Origin of the sequence: Pseudoduganella lurida, assembly GCF_007830455.1 — a bacterium.
Lineage (GTDB): Bacteria > Pseudomonadota > Gammaproteobacteria > Burkholderiales > Burkholderiaceae_D > Rugamonas > Rugamonas lurida.
Window position 1 is genome coordinate 1 of sequence record NZ_VLLB01000008.1, and the last position, 19,978, is coordinate 19,978.

At 68.1% G+C, this 19,978-nt stretch carries 14 protein-coding genes and 2 tRNA genes; 5 read left to right on the forward strand and 11 right to left on the reverse strand.

From position 1 onward, the window contains the following. The 4 genes from IP91_RS19925 to IP91_RS19940 all read left to right on the forward strand — a co-directional run bounded on the left by IP91_RS19925 (window position 1) and on the right by IP91_RS19940 (window position 3,852). A tRNA-Glu gene (locus IP91_RS19925) sits at window positions 1-76 on the forward strand. 92 nt (window positions 77-168) lie between these two features. Next, on the forward strand, window positions 169-1,320 hold the full coding sequence (gene earP, locus IP91_RS19930; RefSeq protein ID WP_145651227.1) for an elongation factor P maturation arginine rhamnosyltransferase EarP: 1,152 nt from the start codon (window positions 169-171) through the stop codon (window positions 1,318-1,320). A 67-nt stretch (window positions 1,321-1,387) separates the two neighbouring features. Next, entirely contained in the window at window positions 1,388-1,963 is a 576-nt protein-coding gene (locus IP91_RS19935; protein ID WP_145651229.1) for an elongation factor P, read from the forward strand. 293 nt (window positions 1,964-2,256) lie between these two features. After that, window positions 2,257-3,852, forward strand: a complete 1,596-nt coding sequence (locus tag IP91_RS19940; RefSeq protein WP_145651231.1) for an amidase — start codon at window positions 2,257-2,259, stop codon at window positions 3,850-3,852. Between the two features lie 153 nt (window positions 3,853-4,005). Here IP91_RS19940 and IP91_RS19945 read toward each other — a convergent pair whose 3' ends face one another. After that, on the reverse strand, window positions 4,006-4,800 hold the full coding sequence (locus IP91_RS19945; RefSeq protein WP_145651233.1) for an AraC family transcriptional regulator: 795 nt from the start codon (window positions 4,798-4,800) through the stop codon (window positions 4,006-4,008). Between the two features lie 75 nt (window positions 4,801-4,875). Here IP91_RS19945 and IP91_RS19950 point away from each other — a divergent pair, with 75 nt between their 5' ends. Then, entirely contained in the window at window positions 4,876-6,105 is a 1,230-nt protein-coding gene (locus IP91_RS19950) for an MFS transporter (protein WP_145651235.1), read from the forward strand. Between the two features lie 56 nt (window positions 6,106-6,161). Here IP91_RS19950 and dbpA read toward each other — a convergent pair whose 3' ends face one another. The 10 genes from dbpA to IP91_RS20000 form a co-directional block, all read right to left on the reverse strand. After that, window positions 6,162-7,568 (reverse strand): ATP-dependent RNA helicase DbpA, encoded by a 1,407-nt coding sequence (gene dbpA / locus IP91_RS19955; protein ID WP_145651237.1) that lies wholly within the window; start codon window positions 7,566-7,568, stop codon window positions 6,162-6,164. Between the two features lie 128 nt (window positions 7,569-7,696). Then, complete coding sequence (locus tag IP91_RS19960) at window positions 7,697-7,933, reverse strand: hypothetical protein (RefSeq protein ID WP_145651239.1); 237 nt, start codon at window positions 7,931-7,933, stop codon at window positions 7,697-7,699. A gap of 265 nt (window positions 7,934-8,198) precedes the next feature. After that, window positions 8,199-9,875, reverse strand: a complete 1,677-nt coding sequence (locus tag IP91_RS19965; protein WP_145651241.1) for an acid phosphatase — start codon at window positions 9,873-9,875, stop codon at window positions 8,199-8,201. Between the two features lie 68 nt (window positions 9,876-9,943). Continuing rightward, window positions 9,944-12,028 carry a LamG-like jellyroll fold domain-containing protein gene (locus IP91_RS19970; protein WP_145651244.1) on the reverse strand — a complete coding sequence of 695 codons (2,085 nt, stop codon included), beginning with the start codon at window positions 12,026-12,028 and terminating at the stop codon, window positions 9,944-9,946. Window positions 12,029-12,162: 134 nt separating this feature from the next. Beyond that, window positions 12,163-12,239: transfer RNA gene (locus IP91_RS19975), tRNA-Met, on the reverse strand. A 93-nt stretch (window positions 12,240-12,332) separates the two neighbouring features. Further along, the gene (locus tag IP91_RS19980; RefSeq protein ID WP_145651246.1) at window positions 12,333-13,481 is read right to left on the reverse strand and encodes a methyltransferase; all 1,149 of its coding nucleotides are present in this window, start codon (window positions 13,479-13,481) and stop codon (window positions 12,333-12,335) included. 86 nt (window positions 13,482-13,567) lie between these two features. Beyond that, window positions 13,568-14,545 carry a hypothetical protein gene (locus IP91_RS19985; RefSeq protein ID WP_145651248.1) on the reverse strand — a complete coding sequence of 326 codons (978 nt, stop codon included), beginning with the start codon at window positions 14,543-14,545 and terminating at the stop codon, window positions 13,568-13,570. A gap of 60 nt (window positions 14,546-14,605) precedes the next feature. Further along, entirely contained in the window at window positions 14,606-14,815 is a 210-nt protein-coding gene (locus IP91_RS19990; RefSeq protein WP_145651562.1) for a hypothetical protein, read from the reverse strand. Between the two features lie 81 nt (window positions 14,816-14,896). Next, window positions 14,897-18,685 (reverse strand): AAA family ATPase, encoded by a 3,789-nt coding sequence (locus tag IP91_RS19995; RefSeq protein ID WP_145651250.1) that lies wholly within the window; start codon window positions 18,683-18,685, stop codon window positions 14,897-14,899. Then, window positions 18,682-19,914, reverse strand: a complete 1,233-nt coding sequence (locus IP91_RS20000) for an exonuclease SbcCD subunit D C-terminal domain-containing protein (RefSeq protein ID WP_145651252.1) — start codon at window positions 19,912-19,914, stop codon at window positions 18,682-18,684. Before IP91_RS20000 ends, IP91_RS19995 begins: the two co-directional genes overlap by 4 nt. Window positions 19,915-19,978 lie beyond the last annotated feature (64 nt).

The window sequence follows — 19,978 nt, forward strand, 5'->3', positions numbered from 1 at the left end:
GTCCCCATCGTCTAGAGGCCTAGGACATCACCCTTTCACGGTGAGTACCGGGGTTCGAATCCCCGTGGGGACGCCAACCATTCGGAGCCGCGCTGTTGCCAGCGCGGCTTTTTCACTTCTGCGCTGTTGGCAGCGCGGCTTTTTCATTCCAGCGCATTTTTTTAGCTTATGGCCGATCCGAAAACGCTGGCGCTGTTCTGCAAGGTGGTCGACAACTATGGCGACATCGGCATCTGCTGGCGGCTGGCGCGTCAGCTGGTGCTGGAGCACTGCATCGCCGTCACCTTGTGGGTCGACGACCTGGCCAGTTTCCGGCGCATCTGCCCGCAGGTGGATCCGCAGGCCGGCACGCAGCATGTGGACGGTGTCGAGGTGCGGCACTGGCGCGACCAGGAAGGCATCTTCCATGCGGAAGAGGTGGCCGATATCGTCATCGAATTCTTCGCTGTCGACATCCCGCCCGGCTATGTCACGGCAATGGCCCAGCGCGCGCCGAAGCCGGTATGGCTGAACCTGGAAGGCCTGACGGCGGAAGAGTGGGTGGAAGGCTGCCACACGCTGCCGTCGATGCATCCGCGCCTGCCGCTGACCAAGCATTTCTTCTTCCCCGGTTTTACCGAAAAGACCGGTGGCCTGCTGCGCGAAGCGGGACTGATCGCGGCGCGCCAGGCGTTCCAGGCCGACCCGGCAGCGCAGGCGTCTTTCCTGGCCGGGCTCGGCGTCACGGCGGCGGAGCAGGGCACCTTCAAGGTGTCGCTGTTCTGCTATCCGCACGCGCCGGTGGCCGGGCTCTTCGATGCGTGGCGGCGCGGCGCGCAACCGGTGCTGTGCCTGGTGCCGGAGGGGGTGGCGAAGGATGCGGTGCGGTCGTTCCTCGGTGCCGAGCCCGTTGCCGGAGCGGTCCGCACGCAGGGTGCGCTGACGGTGCGGGTGCTGCCGTTCGTGCCCCAGCCCGATTATGACCGCCTGCTGTGGGCCTGCGACCTGAATGTCGTGCGCGGCGAGGATTCCTTCGTGCGGGCGCAATGGGCCGATCGTCCATTCGTCTGGCATATTTATCCGCAGGAAGAAAACCTGCACCATCAAAAACTGCGCGCATTTATCGGGCGATATGCCGCCGATTTACCGGCACTGGCCGAATTCACGCTGCAATGGAACGGTGTCACGGCGGTTGACGATAATGACTGGACATCGGCATGGCAAAACCTCCATGACAATCTGGACGCTATTGCCATTAATACGCACCGCTGGCAAAAACAAATGCTGGACCATGGCGATCTGGCCACGCATCTGCTCGCATTTGCCGGCGCCGCGCGGTAGGCGCCGCTGGCAAGACATGATATGATGAGCGGTTAGTGAAACCCATTTTTAGTAGGTACCCTCTCTTATGAAACCCGCAAAAGAAATTCGTGTTGGCAACATCATCATGGTTGACGCCAAGCCCTTCATCGTGCTGCGCTCCGACGTCAACGGTTCGAGCCGCACGGGCTTCACCTACAAATGGAAGATGAAGAATCTTCTGACGAACGCGCCGCTGGAAAACGTGTTCCGCGGCGACGACAAGTTCGACGTGGTCGTGCTGGACAAGAAGCCGGTCACCTACTCCTACTTCGCCGATCCGCTGTATGTCTTCATGGATGAAGAATACAACCAGTACGAAATCGAAGAAGAAAACCTGGGCGACGCGCTGAACTACCTGAAGGACGGCATGGAATGCGAAGCGGTCTTCTACGACGGCAAGGCCATCTCCGTCGAACTGCCGACCACCATCGTGCGCCAGATCGTGTACTCGGAGCCGGCCGTCAAGGGCAATACCTCGGGTAACGTGCTGAAGGAAGCCCGCATCGAAAACGCCATCGAATCGAAGCAGCACATCGTGCAGGTGCCCCTGTTCGTGAGCCAGGACGATGCGATCGAAATCGACACCCGCACCAACGAATACAAGCGCGTCATCCGTAACTGATCGCGCATCGCCGCTTTGCAAAAAACGCTGCCCTCGCAGCGTTTTTTTTCGCCCGTACTGCTCAGCTCGTGTCACATGGGGGCAGGCACTGTGCCATGGCCTACGCCCGAGAGGCGTGGGCTCTTGCAAGAGCCCACCGTTTCGCAGGCGCGGAGCGGCGCTCCGTGAAACCCTGCTCCACCCCCATGGTGTGATACGAGCTCGGCAGTATGCGAACGGGGACTATTTATTCTTTTCCTGCGGGCAGGGCGGCGCTGCTATGCTGCACGTTTTCAACTGTGTACGAGGGCTCGATGGACCGCAGGGATTTTGTACGGGTGGGACTGGCGATCGGCGGCGCGGCCGCTGCAGCGAAGGTGACGGCGGCGAAGGTGGTGGACGGGATCGCGGCGCCGGAAAGCCTCCTGGAAGCGGGCGTGGAGCGCCAGCAGGCGCTGATGGCGGCCAACAAGCTGACTTCGCACGCGCTGACGTCGCGCTACCTCGCCCGCATCGCCAAGATCGACAAGGCCGGTCCGCGCCTGAACGCCATCATCGAACTCAACCCGGAAGCGCTGAAGATCGCCCAGGAGCTCGATCGCGAACGCCAGGCCGGCAAGGTGCGCGGTCCTTTGCATGGCATCCCCGTGCTGTTGAAGGACAATATCGCCACGGCCGACCGCATGAGCACCTCGGCCGGTTCGCTGGCCCTCGATGGCGTGCGCGCCAAACGCGATGCGCACATCGCGGCGCTGCTGCGCCAGGCCGGCGCCGTCATCCTCGGCAAGACCAACCTGTCCGAATGGGCGAACATGCGCTCGACGCATTCCGTCAGCGGCTGGAGCGGCCGCGGCGGCCTCACGCGCAATCCCTACGCGCTGGACCGCAACACCAGCGGCTCCAGCTCCGGCTCGGGCGCGGCGATCGCGGCCAGCCTGGCCACCATCGCGGTGGGCACGGAGACGGATGGGTCGATCGTGTCGCCGGCATCGATCTGCGGCCTTGTCGGCATCAAGCCGACCGTGGGGCTCGTCAGCCGCAGCGGCATCATTCCCATCGCCGCGTCGCAGGACACGGCCGGCCCGATGGCGCGCAGCGTGACCGACGCGGCGCTGCTGCTGGCCGCGCTGGCGGGCGCCGATCCGCTCGATCCCGCCACCGCCAACGCCCGGCCGGCCGATTACGCGAAGGCCCTCGACCTCAATGCGCTGCGCGGCAAGCGTCTCGGCGTGGCGCGCAATTTCTTCGGCCTGTCCGACGACATCGACGCGGCCATTGCCAGGGCCCTGCTGGTGCTGCAGGCGCAGGGCGCCACGCTGGTCGATGTCGAGGTGCCGAACATCGACAAGTACGGCGACACCGAAACGGAAGTGCTGCTGTACGAGTTCAAGCCCGGCCTGGCAGACTACCTGCAGCACTACGCGCCCGATGCGCCGGTGGCCAACATGGCGGACGTGATTGCCTTCAACCGCAAGCACGCGGCCACGGAGCTGCGCCACTTCGGCCAGGAGCACCTGGAAAGCAGCCAGGCCAAGGCGGGCCTCGACAGTCGCGCCTACCAGGACGCGCTGGCGAACAACCGCCGCTACGCGCGCGAAGAGGGCATCGACAAGGTGATGAAGGAATTCAGCCTCGATGCACTGGTGGCACCCACCGGCGGCCCGGCGTGGCTGACGGACTTCATCAACGGCGACCACTACGGCGGCAGCTTCTCGTCGCCCGCTGCGGTGGCCGGCTACCCGCACGTGACGGTGCCAGCCGGGTACGTGCAGGGGCTGCCGATCGGGCTGTCGTTCGTTGGCGGCGCGTACAGCGAGGCGGCGCTGATCGGCATGGCGTACGCGTTCGAGCAGGCCACGCATCATCGCAAGGCGCCGGGCTTCCCGACGACCGTGCGACAGAAGGCCTAGTTTCGACGCACCGCGGCCGCTGCGTTTGCGAACGCCGCACGGCAGGGTACTGCGGGCTACGAAGGCACCATCACCTACGGCCTGGCGCATGCGCACGGTCTTCGCGCCCCAGTACTTTCAAAGAAGGCCCCGTCCTTCTATCCGGCCGGCGCCCTACTTGTGCCCACGCCACTCGGTCAGGTAATGCTGCGGCGTCCTGCCCAGCAGCCGCCGGAACATGCTGGTGAACGCGCTGGGGCTGGCGTAGCCGAGCGCGCGGGCGATCGTGCCCACGCTGTCGCCGCGTGCCAGCATCGCGAACGCGTGCGCCAGGTGCACCTGCTGCACCCACTGGCGGTAGGGCAGGCCGGTCTCCTTCGGGAACAGGCGGATCAGCGTGCGGGCACTGGCGCCAGCGTCCAGCGCGCGGTCCTCCAGCGGCTGGCGGCTGCCCGGCTGTTCCATGATGGCCGTGCACAGCGCCTGCAGGCGGCGGTCGCGCGGCCACGGCACGGCGATGGGCACCGTCTCCATCGCCGCCAGCTCGGACAGGATCAGCTGCGCCAGCTGTTCGCCGCGGCCCGGCACGGGATATTCGAGCGGCTCGGCCGACAGCGCCACGATCAGCTCGCGCAGCAGCGGGCTCACTTCCAGCACGCGGCAGCCAGCGACGAGCGTGCCGATGACGGCCGCGTCGATGTACAGCGCGCGCATGTTCACGCGCGACAGCATCGTTACCTCGTGCACGATGCCGGGCGCGATCAGCAGCGCGCGGCGCGGCGGGATGATCCACACGCCCAGGTCCGTGCGCACGCGGATCACGCCTTCGCTGGCATACAGCAGCTGGGCCCACGGATGGCAGTGCGGCACGATCTGCTCGCCGTGCTGCGCCTCGGACGGCACGGCGGTCACGCTGCGCGGCAGCGACTGCAGGCGCGGCCGGTATCGGGAAGAAGGCGAAAGTGTCACTTGGGCGACGAAAAATGGAAGAAGCGTGCGGGCCGAACATCATACACTGGACGGCTTCGCACTTTCATCCTCGCCATGACCATCACCGTGAACACCAACGCGGCCACCAACACCGCGTCCACCGCCGCCGGTGCCGTCCAGCAGGGCACCGTCCTGCAGATCCTGCTTTCCGTCGCCTTCGTGCACCTGCTGAACGACTGCGTGCAGGCCGTGCTGCCGTCGATCTATCCGCTGCTCAAGGCGCAGTTCGCGCTGAGCTTCACCCAGGTTGGCCTGATCACGCTGACATTCCAGTGCACCGCCTCGCTGCTGCAGCCGTGGATCGGGCTGTACACGGACAAGCGTCCCTTGCCCTTCCTGCTGCCGGTGGGGATGTGCGTGACACTGTGCGGCGTGGGCCTGCTGGCGCTGGCGCACAGCTTCCCGATGCTGCTGGTGGCGGCCGGCATGATCGGCGTGGGGTCGTCGACATTCCACCCGGAGGCCTCGCGCGTGGCGCGGCTGGCCTCGGGCGGGCGCTTCGGCTTCGCGCAGTCGCTGTTCCAGGTCGGCGGCAATGTGGGGTCGGCCCTGGGCCCGTTGCTGGCAGCGGCGATCATCGTGGGGCGGGGCCAGGGCAAGATCGCCTGGTTCATGCTGCTGGTGCTGGTGGCCGTGATCGTGCTGGTGAGCGTGAGCCGCTGGTATGGCAGCCACCTGGCCAATGCCGTGCGCAAGGCCGCCGCACAGCACGTGTCGCCGCTGCCGCGCGCCCAGGTGATCCGCGCGCTGGGTGTGCTGGCGGTACTCGTGTTCTCGAAATACATCTACATGGCCAGCCTGTCGAGCTACTACACGTTCTACCTGATCGAGAAGTTCCATGTGTCGGTCGACACGGCGCAGATGTACCTGTTCCTGTTCCTGGCCGCCGTGGCGGCGGGCACGTTTGCCGGCGGCCCGATCGGCGACCGCATCGGCCGCAAGCGCGTGATCTGGGTGTCGATCCTGGGCGCCGCGCCGTTCACGCTGGCGCTGCCCTACATGGACCTGACGTGGACGGCCGTGCTGACGGTGGTGATCGGGCTGGTGATGTCGTCCGCGTTCTCGGCGATCGTGGTGTTCGCGCAGGAGCTGGTGCCCGGCAAGGTGGGCATGATCGCGGGGATCTTCTTCGGACTGATGTTCGGTGTCAGCGGCATCGGCGCCGCCGCGATGGGCCATCTGGCCGACATCCGCGGCATCGAATACGTCTACCGCATCGCCTCGTTCCTGCCGCTGCTCGGCATCTTCGCGGCGCTGCTGCCGAGGATGGGGCAGCGCCGCTAGTTCTTCAGACTCGCGCTTTACGGTTCGCGCTGATTGTTCACGCTGATAGTTCGCGCTTACAGTTCAATGAACCGCATCTTGAAATTGCGGCCCTTGAAGCTGCCGAAGTCCTGGCCCAGCTTGCTGGCGTCGGACAGCTTGTCCGCCGCTTCGTAGGCCACGCGGCGGTCGATCGCCACGTAGGTCTGGAACTCGGTCACGTTGATCTTGCCCACGTGTTCCTTGGCCAGGCCGGCGTCGCCCGTCAGCGCGCCCAGCACGTCGCCGGGACGCAGCTTGTCCTTCTTGCCGCCCGAGATCAGGAGCGTGAGCATCGGCGCCGGGTTGCCATGGCCGCTGTCGTCCGCATCCAGTTCGGACAGCGGATGCCATTCGGCGGGCGTGTTCTGGTATTCCTCGATCAGCTTGACCCACTTCTTCTCGTTCGGTGCGCACAGGGTCAGCGACAGGCCGCTGCCACCGGCACGGCCGGTGCGGCCGATGCGGTGCACGTGCACTTCGGTATCGCGCGACACGTCCGCATTGATCACGGCTTCCAGGTCGGTGATGTCGAGACCGCGCGCGGCCACGTCGGTGGCGACGAGGATCTGGCAGCTGCGGTTGGCGAACAGCACCAGGATCTCGTCGCGTTCGCGCTGTTCCAGCTCGCCGTACAGCGCCAGCGCCGAGAAGCCCTGCGCGCGCAGCGTGTCGACCAGCTCGCGGCAATGCACCTTGGTGTTGCAGAAGATGATGGCCGATGCCGGCTGGTAGTGGCGCAGCAGGCGCGCCACCGTCTCGTCGCGGTTGGCGAAGCCCACTTCGTAGAAGCGCTGTTCGATCGTCGAGCGGGTGTGCTGCGCCTCGATCACGACTTCCACCGGATCGGCCAGGAAGGCTTCCGTCGCGAAGCGGATATCGTCCGGATACGTGGCCGAGAACAGCAGCGTCTGGCGGCGTTTCGGGCACTCCTTCACGATCGCGGCGATGTCGTCGTAGAAGCCCATGTCGGTCATGCGGTCCGCTTCGTCCAGCACCAGCGTGCGGATCTGGCCCAGGTCGAGCGTCTGGCGCGACAGGTGGTCGCGGATGCGGCCCGGCGTGCCGACGACGATGTGCGCGCCATGCTCCAGCGAGGCGATCTGCGGGCGCATCGGCGAGCCGCCCGTCAGCACCAGGATCTTGATGTTGGCGATGGCGCGGGCCAGGCGGCGCAGTTCGTTCGCGACCTGGTCGGCCAGCTCGCGCGTGGGGCACATCACCAGCGCCTGCGTGGCGAACCACGCCGGGTTCACGTTCTGCAGCACGCCGATGCCGAAGGCCGCCGTCTTGCCGCTGCCGGTCTGCGCCTGGGCGATCAGGTCGCGGCCTTCCAGCACGGGCGGCAGGCTCTGTTCCTGGATCGGCGTCATCGTGTGATAGCCGAGCGTTTCGAGATTGGCGAGGACGGCGTCGGGCAGGGGCAGGGTGGCGAAGGAGGTCATGGCGGGCGCGCGGTGGCTTAGGAAATTTCAGTCTAACAGGAGCGCACCGCAGTGCGCTGGCGGGTTGATACGGACACGTTGATGGCGTGACGATGCTGGTTCAGTGCCGGCGCAGGTTCGGTTCCGGTTCAGTGCCGACCGTCATCGCGCTGCCACACCGGCAGGCCGGTCACGTCGAGCTGTTCGTCGCGCTGCCAGACGGGCAGGCCGCTGGCATCGGTCGGCGCCAGCAGTTCCATCTGCTCCTGCTTCAGCGCGGCGCGGCGGGGGCGCGGCGGTGGCGGCACCTTCGGCTCCGGCGCCAGCGGCTCGGCGGGACCGAAGCCGGGCAGGTCGAACGTGGCGTTATCTTTTTTGTCTCTCATCGGTACAGTGCAAAAACAAAAGCCCGGCTAATCAGTCGGGCTTTGCATTGAAGCGGCGCGCATTGTACCACATCGAGCCCGCGGCCGTGAGCCTCGCTACAGCCCAGCTCGTGTCCCTCCCTGGGGTCAGGCGTAGTGACACGGGCTCAGCCTTTGACCCGCTAAAGCCAGAAGATTCAACGAGATACGTGCCTAATGTTCAGCTCGTGTCACTACGCCTGACCCCACAGGGTGACACGAGCTCGGCTGTTGGGCCGGGGACGGGTCAGCGGAAGGCGAGCGTGGCGGTGAGGTCGCCGGGCGGGGTGGCGTGGCGGTCGGCGAAGGCCTGGTTGCGCAGCGCCAGGCCTTCCAGCAGCGGCAGGTCGAAGCGGCGCGTGATGAAGCGCAGGATCGACGTGGTGTCGTAGAACGTGTGGTCGACATTGCCCTTCTTCGCGAACGGCGAGATGACGATGGCCGGAATGCGCGAGCCCGGGCCCCAGCGGTCGCCCTGTGGCGGCGCCACGTGGTCCCACCAGCCGCCGTTCTCGTCGAACGTGACGACCACCACCATGTTGTTCCACTGCGGCGAATGCTTCAGGTGTTCCAGCACGTTCACGATGTGCTGGTCGCCCGATTCGATGTCCGAGTAGCCGGCGTGCAGGTTCAGGTTCCCCTGCGGTTTGTAGAAGCTCACGGCAGGCAGCTTGCCGGCCACCGCGGCGGCGATGAACTTGTTGGAGATGGGACTGTCGCCCAGCCCGCCGTCGCGCAGGTGCTGCTCCCGCGCGGCGCTGCCCGGCTCGAAGCTTTTGAAGTAGTTGAACGGCTGGTGGTGCGTCTGGAAGTTCGGCTTCGAGCCGCCGCCCAGGTCGTCCAGCGCGGCCTGCCAGGCGCCGCCATACCACGCCCAGCTCACGCCCTTGCGCGACAACAGGTCGCCGATCGTGTCGTACGTCTGCGGCGGCAGCACGTAGGCATCGTCGGGATCGGCATAGCGCGGGTCGCCGCCCGGCGCGGCGCGGCCGTAGCTGGGCTGGTACGGCGGCGACATCGTGTTCACCGCGTAGCCGTCCGGCGTGATGGCGCCGTCGGCGACGAACCTGGCGCGGCCCTCCAGCGCCGACTTCGGGCTGTCCGGCGCGAGGGCCAGCCGCGTCCCGGTCGGGCCATCGGCCAGCACGGCGATGCGCTTCTTCGCGGCCGTGTCCTTCGCGTTGAAGTATTCCGGCGTGCGCCCGGAGATCAGGAACTGGTGGTTCAGGTAGGAGCCGCCGAAGGCCGCCATGAAGAAGTTGTCGCACAGCGTGAACTCGCGTGCCACCTGCCACAGGCCCAGGTTCTTCTGCGTCTGGCCGTAGCGGCCCATCACCAGGCCGCCGGCATCGGTCCAGGCGACGAAGCCGTCGTTCCTGCCGCCGTTGATCTGCATCTGGTTCTGGTAGAAGCGGTGCCACAGGTCGCGCGTGATGATGGACTCCGGCAGCGGCTTGCCCTGCAGGTCCTTCAGCTCGAACGGCGCATTCGGCAGGCCCGTCACGTCGTTCTCGCCCAGCTGGTAGCGCTTGCCGGCGATCTCCTGCGGCGCGGCCATGATGCCGCCCCACACCTTCGGCAGTTCCGGCAGCACGCTGCCATCGTAGTCGCGCTGCTGATAGCGTTCGGCCGGCACGTCCGACAGCGGCGCGGCCACGCCGGGGAAATTGGCGAACAGGTTGTTGAAGCTGCGGTTTTCCAGGTAGATGACGACCACGTTCTGCACGTGCGCCTTCAGCTTCGCGTCGAGCGATCCTTTCACCGCCTTCGACGGGGGCGCTGCCGATTCGGCAACGGCGGGCATCACGCCGACGGCGCCCGCGGCAACGGCCGCGCCGGCGGCACCAAGCAGGCGGCGGCGCGACGGCTGCTCGGGCGAGTCGGCAAATTGATCGGTCTGGTCCGGCACGCGCGGCTCCTTCATTGCAAGGGAAACGGCGAGTGTAGCATCGCGTCCCGGCAGCGGGGAAGGGACCCGCCGCCGGTTTTACATCAGCTGGCCCGGGCCGTCAGCCACTGCGCCGGCAGCAGCGGCCTGGCGACGATGCGGATCTCGCCGATCGCGCCGAGGAAGCCGCTGCCCGGCGGCCCGCCGTCCCAGTAGCCGGCGCCGATCGTCCACGGCAGGTTCAGCGACGCCAGGCCCACGCCGTCGATGGCATTGCGCAGCACCGGCGCGCCTTCCACGTACATGGTGGTCTCGCGCGTGGCCGGATCGTTGACGATGGCCACGTGCAGCCACGTGTCGAGCAGGATCTCGCCGGACCAGTTGGTGCGCGCCGACTGCGGCGTGGGCTGCTGCGGCACCACCTCCCACTGCACTTCGCGCAGGTTGGAGATGGCGAACTGCAGCGGCGGCGATTCCGGGAGTCCGCCCGTCCACGTGGCGAGATTGCCGCGGCGGCCCGCGCGCGTCATGATGTTCATCCACGCATTGGTGGCCGCGGTCCAGGATTTGTCCAGCTTGATGAATGCCTCGACCGTGTAGCCCGTCACGAAGGTCTCGCGGTTCATGGCCGCCGCCGCATCGGTGAGGAAGTAGCTCAGGCGCTTGCCGGCCGCATTGCGGAAGGCGATGCTGCCCGGCGCAGCCGACAGGCGGTGGTGGTCGCTGCTCCACTGCAGGTCGTCCAGCTGGGCGGTATTGCCGGCCGGCGCATCGAGCGCGGCGCGCGTCAGCACGTTGCCGTTGGTGGACGCATCGGCGATCACGGCGCGGTCGGGTACCGCGGTGCCGGCAGCGCCGCCCGTGAAGCGCCAGTGCGCGATGGTGTTGGTCACCTTCGGATAATCGTCCGCATTGGCGGCCGGCCGGGCTGCCACGGCGGGCGTCCCCGTGAAGCCGGTCATGATCTGCGTGGTGACGGCGGTGGTGATGGGGGTGGTCACCGGGGTGCCGGATGCCGCGGCGGCCTTGAATTCGGGCGCGAAGCGGGCGAAGCGCTTGGCAAAATTCATCTTGACGGTGAATTCGTTGTTGGCGTCCTTCAGCATCACCTGGTCGAACGCATTGAGCGTGGCCTGCGGCTTCTGCTTCACCCACGGCGAGAACGACAGCGCGCGGATCTCGTTGTTGGTGAGGTCGAATTCGTAGAAGCGCAGCAGGCCGTTGCCGCCCTGGTAGGCCATCTGGTAGTCGACCACCATCTCCTCGACGGCATTGCCGAAGTCGTTGGTCTTGGTCAGCCGCGCCGCGCCATGGTGGTGGCCGTTGACGGTCATGAAGATCTGGTCCTGGTCGCGGATCAGCTTCTCCCACAGCATCAGGCCATAGTCCACTTCTAGGGGCTGCACGCCGTCGTTGGCAATCGCGATCAGCTGGTGGTTGACGAGGATCGTCGGCAGCGTGGGATGCGTGCGCAGCACGTTGCGCGCCCAGGCGATGCCGGCATCCGAAACGCGCCAGGACAGCGACAGCACGAGGAAGCGCTGGCCCTCGGCCTGGAACACGTGGAATTCGTGGAAGCCGCTGGGGTCGCGTCCGCCGTAGGTCGGCATCTTCTGCGCGCGCGCGGCACCGAACCACTTCAGGTACGGCTCGGCGGTTAAGTCGCGGGTGGCGTCCGTGCCGGTGGCGTTGCCGGGCTCGTAGCCGATATCGGCCAGCACGTCGTGGTTGCCGGCCAGGACGGAGTAGGGCACTGCCTTGTCCTCGAGGATCTTCATCGCCTTGTCCGCCACTTCCCACTGCTGCGGCTTGTTCACCTGGTCGACGATGTCGCCGACGTGGATGACGAACGGGATCTTGAATGCGGCGGCGTTGTCGGCGATCCACTGCGTCTGCGCTGCATACGGCGTGCTGCCATAGCGCTTGTTGAACTGGTTGCCCGTTTCCTCGGTCGCGTAGCGCGAGTAGAACTGCGTGTCGGGCAGCACCACCAGGCCGAAGCTGGAGATGGCGGCGGGGGGCGGCGCAGGAGCAGGCGCAGGTGCAGGTGCAGGCGCTGGTGCGGGAACCGTGGGCACGGCAGGATCGTCATGGTCGCCGCCGCATGCCGTCAGCACGCCGGTGGACGCCAGCGCCCCGCCCAGCAGAATCTGGCGGCGGCGAACCTTGAAATCGGGGGAATCGGACATCGGTCACTCCATCGGTAAGGAGTCACCCAGCCTAGCGACCAACTGTGACGGCCGCGTGAATCGGCCGCGTGTCGCGATGCGACATCGACGAAAAAAAACCGCCGATCCTTGCGAATCGACGGCTTTTCCGAATCTGGTTGCGGGGACAGGATTTGAACCTGTGACCTTCGGGTTATGAGCCCGACGAGCTGCCAGACTGCTCCACCCCGCGTCTGAGGCAAGAATTATATAGGTTCCTGCCGGATCGTGCAAGGGCACACTTTCAGTGCACCAATTCAGCGTGCACCGATCCAGCGTGTATCGATCAAGCCGCGCCCAGGCGCCATAGCGACGTGACCTCGGCCGAACGGGCCGCATGCAGCGGGTCGGTGGCATCGCCCGCCTTCGGGTGCACCGGGCGTACGTCCTCGCGGCCCAGCACGGCGAGGCCGGCGTCGGCGATCCAGCCCAGCAGCTGCTCGCGGGGACGCAGTCCCAGGTGCTCGGCCAGGTCGGAGAGGATCAGCCAGCCTTCGCCGCCTTCCGTCAGGTGCGCCTTCAGGCCGCCCAGGAAACCCTTCAGCATGCGGCTGTCCGGATCGTAGACGGCGTGTTCGACGGAGGAGCTGGGGCGTGCCGGTACCCACGGCGGGTTGCAGACGACCAGCGGGGCGCGGCCGGGCGGGAACAGGTCCGCTTCCAGCAGTTCCACCTTCTCGTTCAGGCCCAGCAGGCCGATGTTCTCGCGGGCGCAGGACAGCGCGCGGCGGTCCGTCTCGGTGGCGATCACGCGGGGGATGCCGCGGCGTGCCAGCACGGCGGCCAGCACGCCGGTACCGGCGCCGATCTCGAACGCCACATCCGTCTTGCGCGGCAGGGGCTGGTCGGCCACCAGCTGCACGTACTCGCCGCGCACCGGCGAGAACACGCCATAGTGCGGATGCACGCGCGCTCCCAGCACCGGGATCTCGACGCCGTTGCGGCGCCATTCGTGCGCGCCGATCACGCCCAGCAGTTCGCGCAGCGAAATGACGAAGTCGTCGTCGCCGCGGCCGTAGGCTTCGTTGCAGGCCAGCTTGACGTCCGGCGCGCGGCGCAGCGGAATCGTGTAGCCCGGTTCGAAGGGAATCAGCAGCATGGCCAGCGTGCGGGCGCGCTGCGACTGGGCCTGGCGGTGCAGGTGGAAGGCTTCGGTCGGCGTGGCGGGAGCCGCCTTTTTCTTGCGCTTCTCCGGCTTGCCGTCGACGCGGCGGGCCAGTGCGCCCAGCAGCTGGCGGGCATTCTGGAAGTCGCCGCGCCACAGCAGCGCGGTCCCTTCGCTGGCCAGGCGGAACGCGGTATCGGCGTTCAGCGTGTCGTCCGCCACCTGCACGCGCTTGGGCGGCGGCATGCCGGCCTCGGAGTGCCAGCGCGCCGAGCGCGGCTTTCCATCTTCGGTCCAGTGGATCTGTGCGGGCGTGCCGGCTTCTTGCATGATAATTCCAGTCAATGTAAACGCAAAAACCGCCTGCACGGCGGTTTCGCTGAGGGGGGCATTATACCGGGCCGCGGCCCGCCACTTCAGGCGGCGGGATCGGCGGCCGGCGTGGTGGAGATCGTCAGCGGGATATCGCCGGCCGACTTCACCGTGGCCGGATCGGCTGCCGGGTCCGGATTGGTGAGGGGCTCGTTGACCTTGATCGGCGCGTTGTCGGCCGCTGCCTGCGACTCGCTCGCCGGCGTGTCCTTCACATCCGTTACATCCTTTACATCCTTGCCGTGCCGGACGCCGCCGGCCGCCAGTTCGGCCGCATAGGCCTGCGCGCCCGTCTTGCCGGTGCCAAAGGTGTCCAGCGACTGCGTGTTGCTGACGAGGTTCAGCAGCCGCAGCGACAGTGTGCCCAGCTTGTCGCCCGTCGCCTCGTCCTTCACGTCGCCGGTGGCTCCCTTGTCCATCAGCTTGAACAGGTCGCTCAGGCTGCCCGGCCAGTCGACATCGGGGAACTCGATGGCGGGCAGCGGCATGGCCGGATTCTGCTCGATCAGCTTGTCCCGCTCGCTCTTCGGCGCGGTCGACGATTCGGCATAGCTGGCCGTGGCTTCGTACTGCACCTCGATCTCGAAATCGTACTTGCTGCCGTCGGCCATCGTGATGGTGCCCTTGCCGAGGAAGTGCGAGCTCTCGTTCAGGCTGAAGCCCGAGGCGCTCGTCACGCCATCGGACCCTTCGGCACGCAGCCGGCCGGCCGAAACGGACGACGACGCTTCCAGCGAGACGGAGTCGAAGTCGATGGTGGCGCCCCTGGCATCGTCGCCGAACATTTTCTGCGCAAAGCTGCCGAGGAGGTTCTGCGCCAGGTCGACCGTGTCGTTGCCGAGCGCATCGACGCGCTTCTGCAGGTCGACGGCGCCGGACGACAGCGCCACGTTGCTGCTCAGCTTCGACGCCGCGTCCGTCGGCGTGGTGGCGTTCGATTTCGATGTCTGCTGGCCCGAGCCGGAGCCGGCGAGGGCGGTGTTCTGGTAGTGGCGGGTGCCGAGGGTAGAAATCGACGACATGGATGGCCTCTTTGAGCGGTATCCCCTTACATCGGCAAACCTGCCGACTTCTTGAGGAGATCAGTGATGGTGCGTCCACAGGCCGTTCGAGGCCAGGTAGGCCTGCACGGCGTCAGGCTGGCCGACGGCGTGCAGCTTCACTTCGCCGCAGGCGCACACGCCGGAATAGGGCGTGATATGCGAACAGGCGGACACTTTCTGGACGTTGACTTTGACGGCCTTGGCGCAGTTGGCGCATTTGAACGTCAGTGTTCGTGGTGCTTTTAACATCGTGTTTTGACTCAAATCAGTAAAATCGCATTTTATCACCGCACTCACCGCATTCAGCACGGCAGCTTCCGGCCGACTGTATCAGGAAACCGACACGTGGCTGCGGCCGCCTGGACCGGGCTGCACGACGATGCGGGTGGCGATCCGCTCCGTCATCTCCTGCACGTGCGAGATGACGCCCACCTTGCGGCCCATGGCCTGCAGGTTGTCCAGCGCATCCATGGCCACCCGCAGCGTCTCGCCATCGAGGCTGCCGAAGCCTTCGTCGATGAACAGCGACTCCACGCGCACCCGGTTCGACGACAGCGACGCCAGCCCCAGGGCCAGCGCCAGCGAGACGAGGAAGGACTCGCCGCCAGAGAGCGAATGGACGGACCGCTGCTCGTCACCCATGTGCAGGTCGCGCACCAGCAGGCCGAGCGACGGCTGCAGCGGATTGTCGATGCGCAGCAGCTGGTAGCGGGGCGCCAGCTGGCGCAGGTGGGCATTGGCGTAGCCGAGCAGCACGTCCAGCGTGAACTGCTGGGCGTAGTTGCGGAACTTCTTGCCTTCCGAGCTGCCGATCAGGTCCGCCAGCTTGGCCCAGCGCCGCTCGGCCGCTTCCTGCCGTCCCAGTTCGTCCAGCATCGCGCTGGCGCGGCGGCGGCGTTCGTCGTCCTGGGCCAGCGCCACCTTCAGCGCGGACGCGTGGTCCTGGGCGGTACGGTGCTCGAGGGCCAGCGCGTCCAGCGTCGCCTGCAGCGTTTCCAGCGTCACGCCATCCGCCGCCGGGGCCGAGGCCCGATGCGCGTCGCGCTGCGTTTCGCGTTCGCGCAGCACGGCCAGTGCCTGCGCCACGGCCTGGTCCAGCGCCTGCAGGACCTGCCGTTCGGCGCGGATCGCCTCGGGCGGATGGGCCAGCAAGGCCAGCAGCTCGTCGAGGGACGCCACGCCGACGGCCGGCGCGAACAGGTCCGGTTCGGCGTGCGCCTGGTGGAACGCGGCCAGCCAGGCGGCCAATCTTGCGTGGGCGGCCGCGGCGGCCGCCGCCAGGTCCGCCAGCCGCTTGCGGCCCTGCGCCAGCGCCTCGTCGCAGCGGGTGCGTTCCTGCGCGGCCTGCTGGCCGGCGGCCTGCTGAGCGGCCAGTGCAACGCGTGCGCCATCAAGCGCGGTACGCAGCCGCGTTTCCACGTCGGCGACCGGCTCGCCCTTCCACAAGGCGAGGAGCTGGGTGCGCGCCAGTTGCAGCGCTTCGTCCAGTGCCACGAAAGCGGTGCGGGTGGCCTGCTCGTCGGCTGCCATCCGTGTATGGCCTTCGTGCAGGGCGGCCAGCTCGATGTCCAGTGCGGCGATGGCCGTGGTGCGCGCGGCGGCGCTGTCGCGCTGGGTTTGCCACTGGCGGCTCTCGGCCTGGCGCAGCGCGTGGAAGTGCGCCGGATCCTGCCGCCACGCGTCCTTCCAGCCTTCCTGCGGTACCTCGCCGCCGGTGAAGGCCGGATCGAGATCGGCCAGCAGCGTCGCCAGGTGGTCGGCCGCGTCGACATGCTGCGCCTGCAGCGCTTCGGCCTGCGAGCGTGCCAGCGCCAGCGCCGTGCCGGCAGCGGACAGGCCGGCCTGGCAGCGCGCCTGTTCTGCGGCGGCCCGTTCGCAGGCCTGCCGGGCGTGCTCGCGCAGCGTGGCCGCCTGGCGCGCCGCGTTGTCCTGGCGGGCGACTTCCTGCAGTTCGGCGCCGATGGTTTCCAGCTGGCTGGCCAGCCACGCATGGCGTTCTTCATCGCCAACCTGCGCCGGCACCTGCGCAGCGCCGTCGATGGTGGCCAGCGCGGCCTGCCAGCGTGCTGCGAGCGCGGCAATCGTGCCATCGAGTGCAGACAATTCGGTGCGCACCTGCCCGAGGCGCACGGCGCTGGCGGCGGCCACCGCGCGCTGCGTGGCTTCGATGCCGATCAGCCGCTCGACCTCGCCGCGCGCCGCATCGACCTGGCCGCGCAGCGCGTCGAGCATGGCGCGCAGCCGGTCGTTGCCGTGATACGGGTGTTCGACCGAGCCGCAGACGGGGCAGGGCGTGTCGTCCTGCAGGGTGGCGCGCAGCTGCTCGACGCTGGCGCCGCACGCCGCTTCGGCAACGGCCAGCGCGCGCTGCGCGGCCGCCAGGCCCGCCTTGCCGGCCAGGTGATCGCGCTGTGCGCCATCGGCCAGTGCCTGCGCGGCCGTGCGAGCGCCCTCCAGCTGTGCAGTCTCGGCCTGCAAGGTGGCGCGGCGTGCCCGTTGCGCGGCCAGGTCCTGCCACAGCCGCGCGCCCTCCTGCAGCGCGGTGCGGCGGGCATCGAGTGCCGTGCGGCGTGCGCCCAGCGCCTCCACGTCGAAGGCGGCCAATGCCTGCGTGGCAGCCGCTCGTTCCGTTTCGGCCGCGGCCAGCGTGGCGGCCGCCGCATCGAGACCGGTGCGCGCTGCCCCTTCCTCGTCGCGGTGGCGTGCGACACGTGCCTGCGCATCGGCCAGTCTGGTGGCGATGCCGCGTACCTGGTGATCGGCGCGCGCCGCCTGCGCGAACAGCTCTTCCCAGCGCGGCCACTGCTCGCCCAGCACGGCCCAGTGGCGGTGCGCCAGCTGCCAGGTATGCGTGTATTCCTGGGCGGTGACCAGTTGCCGGCGCTCGTTGCGCTTGTCGGACAGCGCTGCCGCCGCCTTGGTCGAAGCCGCCACCGCCGCATCGCGCGCCGCGCGCGCCTGCGCATGCTGCGGCTGCAGGGTGCCGATGCGCGCGTCCAGCGCCTTGGCCTGGTCCAGCTGCGGCGCCGCATCGCGCTGCGCCGCTTCGGCCGCGGCCAGCCGTGCGGCCGCGGCTTCCTGTGCGGTGGCCGCCGCTTGCTGGGCCAGTGCCGCGCGCTCGGCAGCCTGGCCGCATTCCGTTAGCGATGCCTGCACCTGCGCGGTCTCGTGGGCGATGCGCTGCACCTCGTCGTGCAGCGGGCGCGCCTCCTGCACCGCATCGAGCCGGGCCAGTGCGGCGCGCCGGGGCGACGCCGCTTCCAGCGCGGCGCGGCTGTCCCCCCACGCGGCCTGCGCCGCCGTTACACCTTCCACCAGCTTGCTGCTTTGCCTGTGCCAGCGCAGGTCCGTCTCCACGGCAGCCTTGCGTTCTTCCAGCGCGGCCAGCGCCGCATCGGCAGCGTGCGCACCCTGTTCGGCCAGCGCGCGCTCCTCGCCTGACAAGGGCTTCTGGTCGGCCAGCCGCGCGTGGATCTGCTGCAGCGCCTGCGCTTCCGTGCGCGCCCGTTCGAACGCGCGGCGCGACAGCTCGCTGTAGATCGTGCTGCCGGTGAGCGTCTCCAGCAGCAGGCCCCGTTCGTCGTCCTGCGCCTTCAGGAAGGTGGCGAACTCGTTCTGCGCCAGCAGCACGGCGCGCGTGAACTGGTCGAAGTTCAGGCCGATGCGCGTTTCGATTTCCCCCTTCACCTCCGTCTTGGTGCCGCCGACCGGCTGCAGGTCCGGCAGGCGGTGCAGCGACATGGCCGTCGCTTGCAGGGCGCCGGCGGCCTTCGTGCGGGCGCGGCGCACGCTCCAGCGCGCGCGATAGCTCGTGCCGTCGCCGCCCGTGAAGTCCACTTCGGCGTAGCCCTCGGCGGCGCCGCGGCGCAGCAGGTTGCGGGTGTCGTTCGACTGGATGTGCTCACCGGCGTCCGGCGTCTTGCCGACCGCCTGCACGAGGCGCGGCGTGCGGTCGTACAGCGCCAGGCACAGCGCATCGAGCAGCGTGCTCTTGCCGGCGCCGGTCGGGCCGCTGATGGCGAACAGGCCGGCCGAGGCCAGCGGCTCGCTGCCGAAATCGACCGAGAATTCGTCCGCCAGCGAGGCCAGGTTCCTGCCGCCGATGCGCAGGATCCTCATCGTGCCTCCGCGAGCAGCAGCTCGGCAAACGCGGCCAGCTGGTCGGATGGCGCATCGCTGCCGTATTTCTGGCGGTACAGGCGGCTGAACACCTCGGCCGGCTGCAGCTGCGCCAGCTGGTCCAGCGACACGGCCGCGTCATCGAAGGTGGCGCCGCGCTGGCCGCTGGAGGTTTCGATCTTGGCCAGCCGCACATGCTTGCCTTCCAGCGCCGCCTCGATGCGCGCGCGCAGGCCCGGTTCCGGCGCATCGAGCAGCACGCGCACTTCCAGGTAGGGCTGCGCCTGCGCTGGGGCGGGCGGAAAGTCGAGGGCCTCGAGTTCGTCCAGCACCTGCGCCAGCGGCGCCGGACGGGTGGGCACGCGCAGCAGATGCACGGCGCGCGGCACGGGAATGGCCACCGTGTCGCGCAGGGTCGCGCCATCGAGATCGATGCGCAGCACCTGGTGCTCGTACAGCACTTCGGAAAACGACAGGGGCAGCGGACTGCCGCTGTAGCGGATATGGGCGTGGTGGCCGATCTGCTGGGCCTTGTGCAGGTGGCCCAGCGCGGCGTAGGCGATCTCGGGGCCGAACATCCCCGCCGGCAGCATCTCGGTGCCGCCGATGACGATGCGGCGTTCCGAATCGGCCGACATCTGGCCGTCCACCATGTGGCAGTGGCCCATCGCCACGATCGCCTGGTGCGGTTCGCGAATGGCTTGCGCATGCGCCAGCGCTTCGGCATACAGCTGCGCGATGCCGCCCAAATAGGGATCGACGCCTTCTGCCACCAGCCGCGGCACGTCCGCCGGACGCAGGAACGGCACGGCCAGGCACCAGGCGGCCACGCTCCCGTCGCGGTTCGTCAGGGGCAGGACCATGCGCGCGACATCGATCGCGCCGCCGTCTTCCCGCTCGACGTGGCCGATCACGCGCGTGCCGTGCGCTTCCAGCAGCGGGCCGGGCGCTTCGATGCGGCCTGGCGAATCGTGGTTGCCGGCGGTGACGACGATGTCCAGCCCCGGCACGGCGGCTCTGGCGCGCTGCAGGAAGCGGTACAGCTGGCGCTGCGAAGCGGCGGACGGATTGGCGTTGTCGAACACGTCGCCGGCGATCAGGAGCGCATCGATCTGTTCGGCCACGACGGTGTCCAGCAGCCAGTCGAGGAAGCACTGGTGCTCGTGGTGGCGGTCGAAGTTGTGCAGGGACTGGCCCAGGTGCCAGTCCGAAGTGTGCAGCAGGCGCATAGGATGCGTAGGGCGGGCGTGGTGAGGGGAGCCCGCCAGTGTAGCGCATCCCGGCGGTGGCCGG